General features: G+C 41.2%; 25 protein-coding genes. 15 read left to right on the top strand and 10 right to left on the bottom strand.

Translation table 11 applies throughout. The annotated features are described in order from the left end of the window. The first annotated feature begins 49 nt into the window (after positions 1–49). From L641_RS0119810 to L641_RS0119725, 15 genes are all read left to right on the top strand, one after another. Positions 50–634: a 3'-5' exonuclease gene (locus tag L641_RS0119810; RefSeq protein WP_024602892.1), complete on the top strand. Its 585-nt coding sequence runs from the start codon at positions 50–52 to the stop codon at positions 632–634. A 57-nt stretch (positions 635–691) separates the two neighbouring features. Beyond that, positions 692–931 (top strand): hypothetical protein, encoded by a 240-nt coding sequence (locus L641_RS0119805; RefSeq protein WP_024602891.1) that lies wholly within the window; start codon positions 692–694, stop codon positions 929–931. A 16-nt stretch (positions 932–947) separates the two neighbouring features. Further along, complete coding sequence (locus L641_RS0119800; RefSeq protein WP_024602890.1) at positions 948–1,724, top strand: hypothetical protein; 777 nt, start codon at positions 948–950, stop codon at positions 1,722–1,724. Further along, a complete protein-coding gene (locus L641_RS23690) occupies positions 1,724–1,867 on the top strand; it encodes a hypothetical protein (RefSeq protein ID WP_158000852.1) in 144 nt (47 codons plus the stop codon). Before L641_RS0119800 ends, L641_RS23690 begins: the two co-directional genes overlap by 1 nt. A 10-nt stretch (positions 1,868–1,877) precedes the next feature. After that, the gene (ssb, locus tag L641_RS0119790) at positions 1,878–2,552 is read left to right on the top strand and encodes a single-stranded DNA-binding protein (protein ID WP_024602889.1); all 675 of its coding nucleotides are present in this window, start codon (positions 1,878–1,880) and stop codon (positions 2,550–2,552) included. A gap of 50 nt (positions 2,553–2,602) precedes the next feature. Then, positions 2,603–3,100 carry a hypothetical protein gene (locus tag L641_RS0119785; protein WP_024602888.1) on the top strand — a complete coding sequence of 166 codons (498 nt, stop codon included), beginning with the start codon at positions 2,603–2,605 and terminating at the stop codon, positions 3,098–3,100. Further along, a complete protein-coding gene (locus tag L641_RS0119780; RefSeq protein WP_024602887.1) occupies positions 3,090–3,737 on the top strand; it encodes an MT-A70 family methyltransferase in 648 nt (215 codons plus the stop codon). Before L641_RS0119785 ends, L641_RS0119780 begins: the two co-directional genes overlap by 11 nt. Further along, the gene (locus tag L641_RS0119775; RefSeq protein WP_024602886.1) at positions 3,734–4,180 is read left to right on the top strand and encodes a hypothetical protein; all 447 of its coding nucleotides are present in this window, start codon (positions 3,734–3,736) and stop codon (positions 4,178–4,180) included. The genes L641_RS0119780 and L641_RS0119775 overlap by 4 nt, the downstream gene beginning before the upstream one ends. A gap of 1 nt (position 4,181) precedes the next feature. After that, positions 4,182–4,373: a hypothetical protein gene (locus L641_RS0119770; RefSeq protein ID WP_029750478.1), complete on the top strand. Its 192-nt coding sequence runs from the start codon at positions 4,182–4,184 to the stop codon at positions 4,371–4,373. A gap of 94 nt (positions 4,374–4,467) precedes the next feature. Further along, positions 4,468–4,884, top strand: a complete 417-nt coding sequence (locus L641_RS0119760) for a hypothetical protein (RefSeq protein WP_024602885.1) — start codon at positions 4,468–4,470, stop codon at positions 4,882–4,884. 46 nt (positions 4,885–4,930) lie between these two features. Then, a complete protein-coding gene (locus L641_RS22500; RefSeq protein WP_139016080.1) occupies positions 4,931–5,476 on the top strand; it encodes a hypothetical protein in 546 nt (181 codons plus the stop codon). A gap of 7 nt (positions 5,477–5,483) precedes the next feature. Beyond that, complete coding sequence (locus tag L641_RS0119750; protein WP_024602883.1) at positions 5,484–5,696, top strand: hypothetical protein; 213 nt, start codon at positions 5,484–5,486, stop codon at positions 5,694–5,696. Continuing rightward, positions 5,693–5,842 (top strand): hypothetical protein, encoded by a 150-nt coding sequence (locus L641_RS23315; RefSeq protein WP_158000851.1) that lies wholly within the window; start codon positions 5,693–5,695, stop codon positions 5,840–5,842. The genes L641_RS0119750 and L641_RS23315 overlap by 4 nt, the downstream gene beginning before the upstream one ends. Further along, a complete protein-coding gene (locus L641_RS0119740; RefSeq protein ID WP_024602882.1) occupies positions 5,839–6,129 on the top strand; it encodes a hypothetical protein in 291 nt (96 codons plus the stop codon). The genes L641_RS23315 and L641_RS0119740 overlap by 4 nt, the downstream gene beginning before the upstream one ends. 324 nt (positions 6,130–6,453) lie before the next feature. After that, positions 6,454–6,657 carry a helix-turn-helix domain-containing protein gene (locus tag L641_RS0119725; protein ID WP_024602880.1) on the top strand — a complete coding sequence of 68 codons (204 nt, stop codon included), beginning with the start codon at positions 6,454–6,456 and terminating at the stop codon, positions 6,655–6,657. 13 nt (positions 6,658–6,670) lie between these two features. Here L641_RS0119725 and L641_RS0119720 read toward each other — a convergent pair whose 3' ends face one another. The 10 genes from L641_RS0119720 to tnpA all read right to left on the bottom strand — a co-directional run bounded on the left by L641_RS0119720 (position 6,671) and on the right by tnpA (position 15,514). Further along, positions 6,671–7,867, bottom strand: a complete 1,197-nt coding sequence (locus L641_RS0119720; protein ID WP_024602879.1) for an integrase family protein — start codon at positions 7,865–7,867, stop codon at positions 6,671–6,673. A 408-nt stretch (positions 7,868–8,275) separates the two neighbouring features. Then, entirely contained in the window at positions 8,276–8,989 is a 714-nt protein-coding gene (locus L641_RS0119705; protein ID WP_024602878.1) for an RluA family pseudouridine synthase, read from the bottom strand. A gap of 105 nt (positions 8,990–9,094) precedes the next feature. Beyond that, the gene (gene recR, locus L641_RS0119700; RefSeq protein WP_024602877.1) at positions 9,095–9,703 is read right to left on the bottom strand and encodes a recombination mediator RecR; all 609 of its coding nucleotides are present in this window, start codon (positions 9,701–9,703) and stop codon (positions 9,095–9,097) included. Positions 9,704–9,709: 6 nt separating this feature from the next. Next, positions 9,710–10,036, bottom strand: coding sequence for a YbaB/EbfC family nucleoid-associated protein (locus tag L641_RS0119695; protein ID WP_010388590.1), 327 nt, complete (start codon positions 10,034–10,036; stop codon positions 9,710–9,712). Between the two features lie 60 nt (positions 10,037–10,096). Further along, positions 10,097–12,430: a DNA polymerase III subunit gamma/tau gene (gene dnaX / locus L641_RS0119690; RefSeq protein ID WP_024602876.1), complete on the bottom strand. Its 2,334-nt coding sequence runs from the start codon at positions 12,428–12,430 to the stop codon at positions 10,097–10,099. A 3-nt stretch (positions 12,431–12,433) separates the two neighbouring features. Next, on the bottom strand, positions 12,434–12,979 hold the full coding sequence (gene apt, locus L641_RS0119685; RefSeq protein ID WP_013465193.1) for an adenine phosphoribosyltransferase: 546 nt from the start codon (positions 12,977–12,979) through the stop codon (positions 12,434–12,436). Positions 12,980–13,140: 161 nt separating this feature from the next. Then, positions 13,141–13,263, bottom strand: a complete 123-nt coding sequence (locus L641_RS23765; RefSeq protein ID WP_275450857.1) for a hypothetical protein — start codon at positions 13,261–13,263, stop codon at positions 13,141–13,143. Positions 13,264–13,335: 72 nt separating this feature from the next. Continuing rightward, positions 13,336–14,088: a putative DNA-binding domain-containing protein gene (locus L641_RS0119675; protein ID WP_024602875.1), complete on the bottom strand. Its 753-nt coding sequence runs from the start codon at positions 14,086–14,088 to the stop codon at positions 13,336–13,338. A gap of 54 nt (positions 14,089–14,142) precedes the next feature. Beyond that, on the bottom strand, positions 14,143–15,000 hold the full coding sequence (locus tag L641_RS0119670; RefSeq protein ID WP_024602874.1) for a DUF692 domain-containing protein: 858 nt from the start codon (positions 14,998–15,000) through the stop codon (positions 14,143–14,145). Positions 15,001–15,079: 79 nt separating this feature from the next. After that, complete coding sequence (gene tnpA, locus L641_RS0119665) at positions 15,080–15,514, bottom strand: IS200/IS605 family transposase (protein ID WP_024601958.1); 435 nt, start codon at positions 15,512–15,514, stop codon at positions 15,080–15,082. Positions 15,515–15,585: the final 71 nt, after the last annotated feature.

The raw sequence follows: 15,585 nt of genomic DNA, 5'->3' as shown, positions 1-15,585 counted from the left end.
GAACGGCTTAATTTAACCACCAACCCATTATAAAACTAAGGCAAATACCATGAAACCATTAGTAAGTTACGACACAGAAACAACCGGCATCCCAGATTGGAAAACCCCAAGCGATGGCGAGAACCAGCCGCACATTGTGCAAATTTCAGCAGTAAAGCACGACCCTGAAACAAAAGAGCTGATCGGCGAGCTAGATTTAATTATCAAGCCCGATGGCTGGGTTATCCCGCAAGAAACAATCGATATTCACGGCATTACTAACGAGCATGCAATCGAAGTCGGCATCCCTGAAAAAGAAGCTATCCAACAGCTTTTAGATTTTTGTGAAGGCTCTGAGCGCATCGCATTCAACAGAACCTTTGACCAACGCATTGTTCGCATTGGCTTGAAACGCTTCTTTGATGAAGCGGTACAAGAAAAGTGGGCGCAAAAAGATGACCATCATTGCTCTATGTTCCTTGCTAAAAAAGCCATGAAAGCCGGTAAAAATCCAAAGCTGGTAGAGGCATATAAGCACTTTACAGGCAAAGAGCTTGAAGGCGCCCATAACGCATTAAATGACGCTAAAGCAAGTATGGCTGTTTATTTTGCAGCAACTGAACCAAGCGAACCAGAAAAAGGCGAAGCCGCTTAATTTTAACTCCGACCTGAGCCAAGCGCCCGCGGGCGCAGCTCTTTTAACGAGGTTTATATGACTAATTCACGAGTTCCACAGCTACGCATGGTTGAGCACCTTGCCAGCGACAACATAACAGTTGGCTTAGCAACAGTAGTAAGCGCTAAAAAAAACAGCTTAGACGGCTGGGCCTTACCAGGCTGTAGGTTCACAACAAACCGAGATAAAGCCCATAGCGTGTGCGCAAAAATGCACTACTTAATCGAGGGCTTAGGCGGTATTAAGCCAGCAGAAAAAATTAACCGAGCAGCGTAAGCAATAAGGAATAAAAATGAGCAACGAAACCAAAGAAGTATTTGAACCAACAATTGATCCAAGCAGCACTACAGTTCAAGAAATGTTTGGCAGTATTCTTAGTGAAAAAATCCAAGCTGGCGCGCTTGAAATAGCAATTAGCAAAAAGGTCGATTCGCTTATCGAAGAAACCGCTAACGATGTTTTTCGCAGTTACAGCGATTTAGGCAAAGCCCTAAAAGAAAAAATGACTAAAGCCATCATGCCGCAGCTAGAAGAAATGGATGACTTACCAACGTATCACGACTTTGTATTAAACCGCTTAAAAGTAGCAGCGCAAGGGTTTTACGACTCACGCCTAACCGAGGTTCTAGATAAAGAGTTTGCAGAAATAATGGCAGAAGTGCCAGAAAAAATAACGCTTTCTTACATTGTTGAGTCGCTACTAAAAGACGCTCAAGAAGATGGTGATGGCGAGGGTGAAATAACGCTGATTATAGAAGATTTTAAAGATAAACATGATTGGAAATTTGGCGAGTATGGCGACTCACTCTCTGTATATATAGATAAAGAGCCTGATCAAGATAGCCGTAACTGCGCCTACGACCTGCATTTAAGTAAAGACAAGGAAACTGGCAAGTATGACATTTTAGGTATTCGAGTTGACGATAAAAAGCCCGGTGAAGCGATGTCTATGGGCCGCTTATATGGTATGGAAAAAATACTTTTCAATGTGTACGCAATGAAAGGCCGCATCGAACTTGACCAAGGGCTTGATGCCGACGACTACGACACCACCTGGTACCACTACTAATGCTACACGATTACATGGCAATCAAAGGTAACAGCTCAAGCGCTATTGCAAAGCAGCAGCGCAAAGAGTTTTTAAAGATGGCAGCAGTAAATACAGTACGCGTTTTAGTGCTAGCCATCATCGTTTTAATAACAACTAAGTAAGGAGTAAGTAATGGCTAACGATCTAAATCAAGCTAACTTTATCGGTAGATTAGGTAAAGACCCTGAAATTCGCTACACCCAATCAGGGCAAGCTGCGGCATCATTTTCTATTGCTGTTGGTAGCAAATGGAAAGATAAAAACACAGGCCAGCAAAAGGAAAATACCGAATGGGTAAACCTTGTTGCGTTCGGTAAGCTAGCCGAAATAATGGGCGAATACCTGCGTAAAGGCTCACAGATTTTTGTTACAGCAAAATTCAGAACCAGAAAATGGCAAGACCAAAGCGGCGCAGATCGTTATACGTCAGAGTTTGTAGTAGAAAATATGCAAATGCTCGATTCGCGACAAGATAATCAACATCAGGGCAACCAAGGTAATAATAATTACCAAGGCCAACAAAACAACCACGCACAAGGCAATAATCAAGGCCAAGCGCAGGGTAATAATTCTTACAGCAATAGTAATAATAATTACCAAGGCAACAACCAAGCTCAGCGCCAAAATAACCAAGGCCAACAGCAAGGAGGTCAAGCGCAGCAAGGCGTATCAAATAGCCAATACATGAGCGGCGGGCAACAGCAAGGCACAGCAAGTAACCCGATGAGCCCAACCATAGACTTTGACGACGATATTCCGTTCGCGCCAATCGGCTTGCAATACCCAGCACTCTTAATGTGCATGTAAGGAAGTTCCTTTTTTAGATCATGTTAGCTTTAAAAGTGTAGGAGGTTATTTTGAGCAGAAACGAAATAGAAATAGGAAAAGCTGGAGAATACCTTGCTGTTTTTGAGTTAATGAGATCTGGCTTCGTTTCTTTTCTAAGTGATCAAGGTCTCCCTTACGACATTTTAGTAGATGTCAACGGGGAGATACTTAGAGGGCAGGTAAAGTCTACGGAAACACATAAAGATTACGGCAGGAGCTTCAACGTTGCTAGGTTCGGAACTAGAGGCGGAAAAGGCGCATTGAGGAAAAACTCAATTGATAATTGTGACTTTTATGTGTTTGTACTTCTCGATTTAAAATTAGTCTCTTTTATGCATGTAAATGAGCTTGAGAGCAAGAAGAACAAAGGGTTTGTGAAACAAACAATTGAAATGAGAAGTAAGAAATTCGGCATCAATGCAAGAAAAAACAATTCAAGAATTATGCTCATAGAAGATTTCTCTGACTTCAACCAGGTGGTGAATATTCATAAAGGCATGATTAGGGAGCTTAGTTGTGAAAAATAAAGAATCAATTTTTTCAGAGTTTAAAGGCCAAAAATTTAATCTGATTTACTCGGATCCTGCTTGGCAATTCAGCAATAAAAAGACCGGCGGCAGTATGAAAAGCGGTGCAGCACATCACTACAAATCAACAATGAGCGTAGACGAGCTAAAAGCGATGCCTATTGATGATATTGCAGCGGACGATTGCATATTGGTTATGTGGTGGGTTGGTTCAATGCCACAAGAAGCCCTAGACGTTGTTAAATCATGGGGCTTCACAATTAAAACGATGAGCGGGTTTGTATGGAACAAACTCACTGTTAATAACAACCCCGTGTTTGGTATGGGCTTTTGGACACGCCAAGGTAGCGAGTCGGCCATTATAGCAATCAAAGGCAAACCAAAGGTAGCAAGCCGTTCAGTGCGAGCCGTTGGTAATTATGACGCGGCAAGCCTAGACGACTTATTAGGCTTTACTGTTTTTAGTGGTGCATTCCCTGTTTTACAGCATAGCGAAAAGCCTAACAAGTTCAGAGAGGCCTGCGTTGAATTGGCCGGTGACGTACCGCGTATTGAGTTGTTTTCACGCAAGCGCACAAAAGGCTGGGCTGTTTGGGGTAACGAAGTGGGTAAGTTAAATAAAAGGAAAGCAGCATGAAAAAATTAAGTGAGCAGGATATAAGCCTAATTTTAGAGCTCGTTAAAACACTGCCTATAACAGAGGTGGCAGATAAGTTTGACGTTTACCCTGAAACGATCCGTTACCACATGAGAAGAAATAGTGTTGAACTTAAAGGTAGCGTGCCTGCGCTGAAAGTTGAAAATGCCAATGTACCAGAACAGTTAAAAACCAAAAGTATTGCGGTTATAGCAAAAGAAATCGGTGTATCAACTGGCACAATTTACTATCAGCTAGAAAAGAAAAATATAACAAAAACAGTTATTAATAACATACAGCGAGATAACAAGCACTTACTGCTAAGCGCTATTAAGGAAAAAGTTAATAGTGGTATGAAAACAAGTCAAGCACTTAAAGCGCATGGAATAACGCAGAAGAAATACGAACGACTAACAACTAACCAACTTAAAGCGAGGGCATAGCATGGAAATATCAAAAGTAGGCATGCCTAAAGCGTGCATTAGCTGCCAGAACTTTACCTGCAAAGGCTTTGCCCTGAGTGAGAATGGTAAAAAAGCTAAATACGGCAACTGTTCAAAACTAAATAAAGGCGTGTTTGCGGCTGAGGTTTGCAGCAACTACAAGCAAGAACCTGATGCAGAGGTAGCAGCCTAATGAAACCGCAAGTTAAACGCAGAGCGCATAACTGGTATGCGCTTAAACCTAAATCGGCTGCAAAGCCTGATAATAAAGAACATAAGGTGACAGCATGAACAACGCAAAAATAAAAGCCCTAGCCTTACAGCATGGCTTTAAATTAAAACAGCAGGCTAGCGGTGAAATGGATTTAAACGACTACGTTTATTCATTCGCCTGGGCACTACTGCAAAGCGGCCAGCCAAATGTATCGCATAAAGCGTACTTGGCTGACTTGTTAAAAGATGCGGCTGATTGTATCCCTGAAAAGAGCGGCGGTTACCGCGTCAATATTTACGCTAACGATGTATGCAAAGACGAGCCACGTATAGCATGGAATTTTTACAACGGTGTAGAACGTGACACGTTTGAATGCGCAGTGCCAGACACCCGCGAAGATTTAAACAAACGCCTTAATAACGCCAAAGGCTGTATGAAGTCTGCGTGTTATAGAGCAATGAACCCTGACTACGCCAAAAAATTAGCATAGGTGATTTATGTGTGACTGTAATATTCCAAGTGCATTCAGAGAAAAAATGCGCAAAGCAAGAAAACCTCACAATTGCTGTGAGTGTTTAGAGAAAATAAATATTGGTGAAAATTATCAGTATTGTAGCGGGGTATGGGATGGCGAGCCAGATAGTTATAAAACTTGTATTTCATGCTTGAAATTAAGAGAAAACTACGAATCTGAAACAGGTGAATGTGCGGCGTTCGGGCATCTAAGAGAAAGCATAAGCAATGCTTTTTATCTTAATTACGGCGTTAAAGAGTTTATCAACGATTATCCCGAATATAGCGACGAACTTAAAAAGCTATTTTCGATAAAAAATCAAAACACTGAAAGCGACAAGGAAAGCTCTAAATATTGGGCTGTCCACGGTGGAAGTGACACTTGGTTTGCTGCAAAAAGCAAAGATGATGCAAATGAATTAGTGTCAATGTTTAACAGCATAGCTAAAGAGTATGGAAACCCTGAGTCATCAAGAGTTGTTGCAGTAGAAGAAAGTGAGCTAGCAAGTTACCACATGGAGCTTTCCACTAGGCTTACCGTTGGCGATGCCGAGTATTTAAACCCATAGGTGATTTATGAAAGAGCTAATGTGCAAATACGATCCGCAGGTTCACTTTAACCACAAAAAGCCAATGACCACCACGGATCAAAAATACTTAATTGAGTTTTACGGCAAAGTGCCAGTGTCTGAGCTGTGCTTGTCATTGGGTCGAACCTACAAGGCCATTACTGAAATGGCATGCAGCTTGAGAAAGCAAGGCAAAATAAAAGGCAAAGGTGATTTATGAGTAAATCTTGTGAATACGCTCATTGTGAAAATGAAGCTGAATTAATTGATTCTATGGGCAGTTTTGTTTGCGCTGAATGTATGAATCGTGAAGTTGAAGATGGTAGCGCAGAATTTGAAGATTTCGAATCAATAGGTGATTTATGAGCAATTACACATGCAAAAAATGTAAGGCTAAGCTAAAAGCAAATGAAGCTTATGAATATCGCGGCGCTTTTGCTTGTGGTGATCACTTTGATGAAGTAATTGAAATGCGCAACTTTGAGCGCAACCAAATTATTAATGACGAACACAACAAGACCAAAGCATTTAAAGGCCTTGATCTAACAGATAGCACTATAGGCAAAGCTAACAAAGCGCTTTTAAAGCCACGCATTGAAATAGCCGGCAAAGAAAGCCCGCGTTTAAAAAATTACGAACGAGGTGATTTATGAAAGTAAATTTTGGAGAAAGATTGTATAGCGGTGGGTCTGGCTTTGTTTACGGTGAGGAAACCGACAGACTCGTAGCTAAATTTAGCCACAGCCAGGAAGCCGAGTCCTTTGTGGCTAGTTATAATGAACAATATGAAGGTGACTTATGACCAATGACGCAATTATATTTTTAATCGTCGCACTTATTTTATGTTGTTTTTACATAAAGTGCGGACTTAGTTTTGTTTACATGACAGGCAAAAGCGACGAAGTAAGCTTGCCTGTTTATATAACCGCCATATTATTATGGCCTATTTTATTGGCCCTCTGCCCTTGGAGCGACAAATGAGTTTACCATCTAGCAAATTTTACACGACCAAAGAAGTAGCTGCCTTTGAGGGCGTAACAGAGGATTACTTACGCAAGCAAGTAAGCAAAGGCGAATTTATAAAGCCTACTCACGTAGGCAGGCCGCACCGCTGGTTAAAAGTAGTGATAGACAAACACTACAGCGATATGAACGAGCAAGCCATTAAGCACAGCGCTTAATGGCTTGGCGCTGCTACTTAGTGATCATAGTAACCCACTTATTCACCCACTCCGTTAAGCCATCAAGCATTGGCGATTTATTGTATATCGCCAGCACGCCTTTCATTTTATGCCCTAGCAATTTTTCAGTAAACTGCAAAGGGCATCCCGCATCCGTTAAGTGCGTTGATATGGTTCGTCTAAAATCGTGCATTCTAAACGGCCTTAAACCATCTATGTTTTCATAGCAGGCATTGGCAATTAAACTAACGCTAGAACCGCTAGCCGGCTTATCACCCCCTCTATTATTAAACATGTACTTAAAGGCAGGTGTTAAGCTTTTAATGTGCTGCAGATCTTCAATTAACACATCGGGTATAGGCCTAACAATAGAGTGCACACCCCCTTTTGTATTTTCTCTGCGCACAGTGAATAACTGGTTTGTTAAATCAAAGTCATCTTTAAACGCAGTGTAAAGCTCGCTAATACGACAACCAAAAACCATAACACAGCGTAAAATAACTTTGTTTCTATCAGTTAAAGCAAGGTTATCGATGTTAGACCAAATCAACTTACACTCTTCTATTGTTAAAAAGTGCTCACGCGGCATATAGTCAGTTGCAAAGTCACTTGGCCTTAGCGCTTCAAACTCGGCGTTATTAATAAACCCCTGGCGCAAACAAAACCTAAGCGCCGATCTAAGTTCAATAATCGCATTAAACGAAAAGCCACTGCCCCGCTTGCCCAATAAGCTTTCATCATTTATAGATTTAAACAAGGCAGAAAAATGCTGCTTATTTATTTCTGATATATATTGATCTCGCCACTGCTCACTAATGCACGACGTAATGCGATGAAAAATACCTTTAGGGTTATCACGCATAGGTTCGCAGTAGAGCGTGTACCAATAATTAATCGCATCCATTAGCGTAGGGTTTTTATTATCAAGCATAGCAACGCTGTTAACCGCTTTCATTTTTCGAGGATCAAGATCCTTTCTAACTTGAGCCATATGCGCTTCGCATTCTTCACGCGCTTTAGCAAGTGTAAGCTCAGGATACGTTCCCAGCTTATAGCGCACTGCCTTGCCGTTTAATCTAAATCGTATTTGAAATGTGATTTTACCCTTGGGTGAAATGCGCAGCGATAAGTTATCACCGTCGGAAACCTCCGCCGCGCCATCGTAGGGTTTACCGCTTATACTCTTAAGCTTTGCCGCCGTTATATTCACTGGTATTAACTCCGAATGTGTACCAAATTTTAGTTTAATTAATTAATGGTACACAGCTTGGTACGCAGTTGCTATCTATAATAGTCATGTTTAGTGCGGATTATATAGCGTTAAAACGCCATAAATGCTATTTAAGTGATTGATTTAAAACTGATATGATTAATTATTGCGGGGTATAAATATTTAGTGCGGGGTTACTATATAGAATGAATCATTAAGTTTAGTAATTGTTTTACTTCTGTTTGAAAGCCTAATGTTTCTTTTTGTGCTGCAGTCATTTATGTATCTCCAATTTGCAAAGTGTCTGCGTTATGCACTTAATATGGGGGGAGGTGTCAGAACTTCAAGGGAAAAAAGTAAAAAAAGCTGCCAGCAAAAAACAACAATATTATAAAAAACAATATCTGTTCAAAATGGGCTAGCACAGTGTAAATGCATCGGCTTTTGAGTGCTTGGATGATGAAAGTATATATCGCTGGCATGTAACTGCAAACGCGACGCCATCTGCTCACTCTGTTCACTTTTATACAAATCGCAGCCTAAAATAGGATGCCCAATTGCATGACTATGAATACGTAATTGATGCGTTCGACCAGTAACGGGGGTAAATTGCACTAACGTCTTGATTGGTTGTATAAAACGCTTAAGTACTGTGTAGTGTGTTAAGGCCGCTTTGCCTGTGGTGTTACATAACTTAACACGAGGAAAATAGAGTTTGTCTTTAGCAATCGGGTAATTTATTTGTCCGTGGTTATCGCACACTTTTCCTTGCAACATAGCGACATAGCGTTTGCTTATGGTGTGACTTTGAAATTGTTGATTGAGGTTTTTTGCCGACTCACTATTGAGTGCCACCAGCATGATCCCTGAGGTTCCAAAATCTAATCGATGAGGTAACTTTGCTTCTGCAAAGGCGGCTGTTTTACCCTGTTGACCATTGACTAAACGATAATGAACGGAATCCCAATTTAGTGGGTTTTTACCCGACAAACTCAATAAACCGCTAGGTTTATTGATCACTAAAAGCGCCTCATCTTGATAAATAATTTTTATGTGTTCATGGCAAACAGGTGCGATAAAGTCATCAACAATCACATTAGCACTTTGGGTTATTGCAGCCATACCATCCTTAAACTTTTGTTTATATTGCAATTAAAGCCAACAAAAAAGCCTACAGCATGTATGTAGGCTTTTAAAGTAAGTTCAAATAGTTAAGCTTAAAATAAACTATTCATGGCTGACTAAGCGCCTACCGCTAAATGCATGCATAAGCGTCATTCCATCGACTAAATCAAGCTCACCACCAACAGGAATACCATGAGCAATACGCGATGCACCCACATTGTTTTTGTGGCAAAGCTGAGCAATATAATGCGCCGTTGTTTCGCCTTCAACCGAAGGATTTGTGGCTAAAATGACTTCATTAATACCGCCTTGCGCAAGCTTTTGCTCGAGTACATCAAGGCCAATTTCTTTAGGCCCTATGCCATCAATCGGTGATAAATGCCCCATTAATACAAAGTAAAGCCCTTTGTATTGACCTGTTTGCTCAATGGCGAGTACATCCGTTGGCGATTCAACAACACATAAAATACCACTGTCTTGGCGTTTAGTGCTTAAGCAAATATCACATTGTGCTTGCTCGGTAAATGTGCGGCACGATTGGCAATGACCTACAGCGCTCATTGCTTTAGTCAAGGCATTACCAAGTTGAGCACCGCCTTTACGGTCGCGCTCTAATAAATGAAATGCAATACGCTGGGCAGACTTCGGGCCAATACCTGGCTGACAACGAAGTGCCTCTATCAGCGATGTTAAACTATCTGAAAGTTGCATAGTTGCTTAGAACGGCATTTTCATACCAGGCGGTAATTGCATACCGCCTGTCACTTTGCCCATACGCTCTTGCGTTTCTTCAGCAACGCGGCGAACAGCATCATTACACGCTGCTGCAAGTAAATCTTCAATCATGTCTTTGTCGTCTTCCATTAAGCTCTCATCAAGCTCAACACGGCGCACGTTGTGGTTACCAAGCATGGTTACTTTAACTAAACCGGCACCAGCTTCACCAACGACTTCCATTGTTGCGATTTCTTCTTGGGCTTTTTGCATGCGCTCTTGCATTTGCTGCGCTTGCTTCATCATGTTACCCATTCCACCTTTAAACATAATCGTCTCTCTTTCTTTTAATACATTAACTGAAGTATAAATAAGGGCACTGGTCGTTAATTACAATGCCTGAATACTGTTTTCGTCAATTTCAGCGCTAAATAACTGTTGAAATTGTACTATATTTTCATCACTTGTGATCACATCAATCGCTTGCTGATGACGACCTGCATCAATTTTTTGTTGAATTAGATAAGGCGAGTCAATCACCCCACTGGCAAAGTCGATATTTAGCTCAACGTTATGTCCATAAATAGTCGATAACGCCACATTTAACTTTTGGCGCAGCATAGGCGTATCTAAATGCTTTTGCGATTCATCGACTTCAATATGAAAATGATTGTCTTGCTTGGTAAAAATTGAATGCAAGGCAAACTGGCGCATGCGCCCGCCAAGCCCCATTCGCTTAATTAAATAAGCCCATTCATCTTGTTGATGGGCAAATCTAATTTCACTGATGGGGCTTTGAAAATCATCCGGCACCGGAATACTTGGTGCTTGTTCAACAACAGGAGCCGGTTTTTGCGGATTAATTTGCTCTAATAGCTCAGGTGCAAGATTTTCGGTAATTGTTTGATGCTTTGCTTTAAAGTCAACTTTATTTGCAGGTTTAGTGCTTACCTGTGGCTTGCTCCCTGACATGGGGAGCGCTGGCTTTTTTGGTAACTCATCACCCGCCTCACTATCCCATGGAGGCGGCTCCTGCGCTACAGTTTGAGGTGTATTGCTAATAGGTTTATCGACGGGCCTAGCAGGGGTCGATTTTGGCACAACAGGTTTTTCGGTTGCTGCGCTTGACAGTTTACCCGCACCGGAAATATTTCTGTCACGTAAAATACGCGCTATTGCAGACTGTGCACGTGCTTCTTGCTCGCCCATTGTTGGCGCTGAATGCTCAGTGCTACTAGGTACGTTTGATAGCTCAGGATTAAATCCTTGGTCAACCGCGCTACTCATTACATCATCGTATTGCGCTGCAATGGTTTGTTCTACATCGCTGTGCTGCATGTAGGCATCATCTTTGCTTTGACGCTGTGCTTGTTCATCGCTCATTGGCGTTGTATCAGACACGTTTGGCTGACTTTGCGTTGACTCTTGCTCAATGTGAGTCCGGCTATTATCAGAGCGCGAAACCTCAGGCTCAGCAGCCTCTATTGGCTGTGGATTATGTATTGATGGCTGACTTTCAGTGCTATTGCTCTGCGCTGGTTTATTTTTATTTAAAATATCACGCAATGCATTGGTACGCCCTGTGGCATTTTGCTCTGGCGCGGGTTGCGAGCTAGGTGCTGAATGCGTCGTTTGTGAGTGCTCAGGTTGAAATGCTAACAATCGTAGCATAATCATCTCAAACCCTAAGCGTGGCTCAGGCGCCCACTGTAAATCTTTTTTGCCATTCAGTAATAACTGATAATACACTTGAATTTGCTGAGCATGAGTGTGCGCTGCAACATGCTTAATGTAGTCAGCATTATTGCTATCAAGTGCTGCCGCTTCAGGCACTAATTGGCTTAATTGAATAATATGCGTAAGTGCAATTAAGTCATCAAGTAGTGCAATGTAATTAGGATTTCTGCTCGCGACTTGGGCAACTTCAGCCATTAAGGCTGCGCCATCCTGCGCGAGTAATGCAGCGAGTAAACTCTGACTATAATGGGTATCCATTAAACCAAGCATGGCTTGAACAGCTTGATTATTAATATCGCCATTTGTTTGGGCAATAGCCTGATCGGTCAGGCTCAGCGCATCTCGCATACTGCCATCGGCTGCTTTAGCAATAATACTTAGGGCATCATTATCAAAATTGAGCTGCTCTTGCGTAAGAACATGCTCAAGCTGTTGCTTAATTTCAGCTTGCGACAAGGCATTTAAATTAAACTGTAAACAGCGCGATAAAATAGTTACCGGTAATTTTTGTGGATCGGTGGTCGCCAGTAAAAACTTTACATGCTCAGGTGGCTCTTCAAGCGTTTTTAATAAGGCATTAAAGCTGTGCTTTGACAACATGTGTACTTCATCAATTAAGTACACTTTATAGCGTCCGCGGGTTGGCGCATATTGAACGTTATCGAGTATTTCGCGAGTATCTTCAACTTTTGTGCGTGAGGCCGCATCTATTTCGAGTAAATCAATGTAGCGCCCTGCTTCTATATCAACACAGCTACTACATTGACCACATGGTGTGGCAGAAATGCCCTCATCACAATTTAAGCTTTTAGCAAAAATACGCGCAATGGTCGTTTTACCAACACCACGGGTTCCAGTGAATAAATAAGCGTGATGCAGTCTATTTTGACTCAGCGCATTAACCAGCGCTTGTTTAACATGAGACTGCCCAACCAATTCATGAAAGGTTTGAGGACGCCATTTTCTCGCTAGAACCTGATAACTCATCGATTATTCGCCTTCGAATTCAACCAATTTTAGGATTTTAATACCCATTTTTTCAACACGCTGCTCCCCACCTAGTTCAGGTAACGATACGACGAATGCTGCATCTGTGGCGTTGCCGCCTAATTTTGCAACCAACTTGGCTGTTGCTTCAATTGTACCACCGGTCGCCAACAAGTCGTCAACTAGCAATACTTTGTCACCGGCTACAATCGCATCAGTATGAAGCTCTAATGTATCTTCACCATATTCGAGTTGGTAATCTTGGCGAATAACTTCGCGCGGTAATTTACCAGGTTTGCGAACAGGGATAAAAGGAATTCCCAAGGCATAAGATAGCGGTGCACCAAAAATAAAGCCACGCGATTCTGTGCCGATAATTTTAGTAAAACCTTGATCTTTATAGGCGTTAATAAATGCATCTATGGTTGCTTTAAACGCTTCAGGGTTTGCCATTAGGGTTGTTACATCGCGAAACATAATGCCCGCTTTAGGGTAATCAGCAATTGTAGTAATGCTGTTTTTGATAATTGCTGGTGTTACTTGAGTCATAATTTTAACTGCTCAATGGTTCATATTACAAAGCAGGTGATTATAACCTTAAGTGAGCGTAAATTGCGAGTTTGCGGTAGTTATAAAAATTCAGGAAGGGTAAACAAGATAAAAAAATATAAGGCTGATGAAAACAACAGCCTTATGAAATAAAGCAAAAATTACGTCAAGCTGGTGATCCAACCTAAAATAGCATTTAAACACCCTATTCCAGCAAACACGGCTAAAAATGCAAAAAAGTAAACCGCATTAAACGGGTCTTTAAACTCTTTATCATCTGACATCGGTACAACCTTTTATTAAGCACAACAAATAAAGGCGTTATAATAGACGATGTGAAATAATCTATAAAGAGCTTAATCTTGATTTTTTGTCACTATAATTTGACGCTGTGCCATAGCCGTTAGGGTACTTAATGCGCCTTGAGTTATTTGCTCAAGGCTAAATTGAGGTGCATTTTCACTGACTTGCTGGCAAACATGCGCAAATGTGCTTCCTGCGTTATTGTCAATAATAGACAACAGCATGGCGGTCATCGCATTAGTTGCTAAAAATTGTACTTCATCGTCTTTATCTCTGTACACCACAAAATAATGTGGCTGCTCAGAGGGCTGTTGCGGTTGAAACGCTTCGCTAATATGTTGTACGGGGAATTCATAGCTTAAGTTACGTGCCGTTTTAGATAAATATAAAGGGCTATGGGTTAATTGATTCGTTACCAGTTCGGTCTCATTCAAGTCAGCCTGAGTTACCGATACATCAAGCTCAATCCATTCATAATGCGCCAGCGCTAGCATAAACACAGGGTCGCACTCTTTGGGCACATAACTTGTCATTAAATACGTTATAAACTCTTCAGCAATATCTAAAAAGTAAGGAGACTGGCAATCATGTTCACTAAAAAATTGACGAACTAGTAATAGCCACTGTTGCTCACTATAGAGTGTTTTTAAAACTGGAAATGCTGATGAAACAAACCCATTAATATTATTAAAAAAAAGCTCCCGATAAATAGCCATACGTCTGTCTTCAACATCTGCTGGGCAAGGGTTCGTGTTGGGCTGGCGAATATGAGCCATAAACTCATTTTGAATATCGATAAAACTCATAGTTAATACTCTTTTAAAACCATGCTGTTGTTATTACTAGCTGCATAGGACTGTTTAAGCACTTTGCTCAGTGGATAACAGCTGCAGGTGCTTTGCTTGTAATTGATGAATTATATCCAGCTCTTTGGTTAACACGTTAATAGGTGGAATATTAAAGTCCCGCTCTAACAGCGTCGGAAATACACCATGTGTTTCATAAGCGCTATCAAGCAACTGCCATACGGGATCAATAACATCTGCGCCATGAGTATCTATAATAAGGTCATCAGCCTCATTGTAGTGGCCTGCAACATGACAATAGGCAATTTTATTAGTTGGTAGCCCACTTAAAAACGCTTGTGCATCATAACCATGATTAATCGAGTTCACATAAATATTATTAACGTCTAATAGCAACTGGCAGTCTGCGTCTTCTAAAATAGCATTGGTAAATTCAAGCTCTGATAGCTGCTGACCAGGGGCACCATAATAAGACACATTTTCTAGCGCTAGCGGGCGTTCTAAAATATCTTGTACCTGTTTAACCCGAGAAACAACATGGTTAACCGCCTCCTCAGTAAAAGGAATTGGCATTAAGTCATACATATGGCCTTTACCTGAGCAATAGCTTAAATGTTCGCTATAAGCTTTAATATCGTGGTTATCAAAGAAAGATTTTAACGACTTTATAAATTCAATATCGAGCGGCTCAGGTGAGCCAATAGAAAGAGATAAACCATGGCAAACAAAATAATTAGTATTGGTTAACTGCTTAAATTGCTTTTCAAAGCGCCCACCTAGCTTTAACCAGTTCTCTGGGGCCACTTCCATAAACTCAATTTGTTTTGGTATGGCATGCTCAAGCTCATCTAGCATTTCTCTTCGCAAGCCTAAACCGACCATGCCAAAGTTAGGCGTTTGATTTTGAGCCATAATAAAACCTCATATTAAGTAAAAGATCCACCTTCTAAAGAAGGTGGCTTTGAATTAGCCCCCTAAAAGGGGGCGTTGTTTACTCCAGAGTTAACTGAGCTTGCTCTTGTCTCTCCTCCTTCTGCTGATGCCTGACATATCTTCGTATTATTTCTTCGTTTATGCCTACCGTATCAACAAAGTATCCTCGCTGCCAAAAATGATTACCCCATAGCTTGTTCTTTCTTAAGTACGGATATTTACTAAACATTTTTAACGCTATTTTACCTTTCAATGCGCCCATTAACTTTGAAATTGACAGTTTTGGCGGCACTTTTACTACTAAGTGTACGTGAGCTATTTGTACATTCAGCTCAACAACTTTGCACCCAAGCTGTTCGCAATAAACCTGAATACACCTGTAGACATCCCTACCTATTTTATTTTTAAGGAGCCTAAATCTATACTTAGGTGTCCAAACTATATGATATTGACATCGCCAATACACATGCGATGCTTTCTCGTATCTACTCATGTTTTTTCCTTTTGTGACTTCGCTAAAAATCAACTAAGGAATTAACATGAGTACTTTTTACAGGCAAAGCC

The sequence above is a fragment of the Pseudoalteromonas sp. TB41 genome, assembly GCF_000497975.1.
GTDB classification, from domain to species: domain Bacteria; phylum Pseudomonadota; class Gammaproteobacteria; order Enterobacterales; family Alteromonadaceae; genus Pseudoalteromonas; species Pseudoalteromonas tetraodonis.
The sequence above is the reverse complement of the archived record's forward strand: the minus strand, read 5'-3'. Positions and strand labels throughout refer to the sequence as shown.

Bases quoted from the DNA above. Each gene is read 5' to 3' on its own strand.
- L641_RS0119760 (WP_024602885.1), top strand. From the start codon at position 4,468: ATGAACAACGCAAAAATAAAAGCCCTAGCCTTACAGCATGGCTTTAAA.
- L641_RS0119770 (WP_029750478.1), top strand. From the start codon at position 4,182: ATGGAAATATCAAAAGTAGGCATGCCTAAAGCGTGCATTAGCTGCCAG.
- ssb (WP_024602889.1), top strand. From the start codon at position 1,878: ATGGCTAACGATCTAAATCAAGCTAACTTTATCGGTAGATTAGGTAAA.
- L641_RS0119725 (WP_024602880.1), top strand. From the start codon at position 6,454: ATGAGTTTACCATCTAGCAAATTTTACACGACCAAAGAAGTAGCTGCC.
- L641_RS23690 (WP_158000852.1), top strand. From the start codon at position 1,724: ATGCTACACGATTACATGGCAATCAAAGGTAACAGCTCAAGCGCTATT.
- apt (WP_013465193.1), bottom strand. From the start codon at position 12,979: ATGACTCAAGTAACACCAGCAATTATCAAAAACAGCATTACTACAATT.
- L641_RS0119670 (WP_024602874.1), bottom strand. From the start codon at position 15,000: ATGGCTCAAAATCAAACGCCTAACTTTGGCATGGTCGGTTTAGGCTTG.
- L641_RS0119810 (WP_024602892.1), top strand. From the start codon at position 50: ATGAAACCATTAGTAAGTTACGACACAGAAACAACCGGCATCCCAGAT.
- L641_RS22500 (WP_139016080.1), top strand. From the start codon at position 4,931: ATGCGCAAAGCAAGAAAACCTCACAATTGCTGTGAGTGTTTAGAGAAA.
- L641_RS0119800 (WP_024602890.1), top strand. From the start codon at position 948: ATGAGCAACGAAACCAAAGAAGTATTTGAACCAACAATTGATCCAAGC.
- recR (WP_024602877.1), bottom strand. From the start codon at position 9,703: ATGCAACTTTCAGATAGTTTAACATCGCTGATAGAGGCACTTCGTTGT.
- L641_RS0119695 (WP_010388590.1), bottom strand. From the start codon at position 10,036: ATGTTTAAAGGTGGAATGGGTAACATGATGAAGCAAGCGCAGCAAATG.
- L641_RS0119775 (WP_024602886.1), top strand. From the start codon at position 3,734: ATGAAAAAATTAAGTGAGCAGGATATAAGCCTAATTTTAGAGCTCGTT.
- L641_RS23765 (WP_275450857.1), bottom strand. From the start codon at position 13,263: ATGTCAGATGATAAAGAGTTTAAAGACCCGTTTAATGCGGTTTACTTT.
- L641_RS0119705 (WP_024602878.1), bottom strand. From the start codon at position 8,989: ATGGCTGCAATAACCCAAAGTGCTAATGTGATTGTTGATGACTTTATC.
- L641_RS0119805 (WP_024602891.1), top strand. From the start codon at position 692: ATGACTAATTCACGAGTTCCACAGCTACGCATGGTTGAGCACCTTGCC.
- tnpA (WP_024601958.1), bottom strand. From the start codon at position 15,514: ATGAGTAGATACGAGAAAGCATCGCATGTGTATTGGCGATGTCAATAT.
- L641_RS0119740 (WP_024602882.1), top strand. From the start codon at position 5,839: ATGAGCAATTACACATGCAAAAAATGTAAGGCTAAGCTAAAAGCAAAT.
- L641_RS0119675 (WP_024602875.1), bottom strand. From the start codon at position 14,088: ATGAGTTTTATCGATATTCAAAATGAGTTTATGGCTCATATTCGCCAG.
- L641_RS0119750 (WP_024602883.1), top strand. From the start codon at position 5,484: ATGAAAGAGCTAATGTGCAAATACGATCCGCAGGTTCACTTTAACCAC.
- L641_RS23315 (WP_158000851.1), top strand. From the start codon at position 5,693: ATGAGTAAATCTTGTGAATACGCTCATTGTGAAAATGAAGCTGAATTA.
- dnaX (WP_024602876.1), bottom strand. From the start codon at position 12,430: ATGAGTTATCAGGTTCTAGCGAGAAAATGGCGTCCTCAAACCTTTCAT.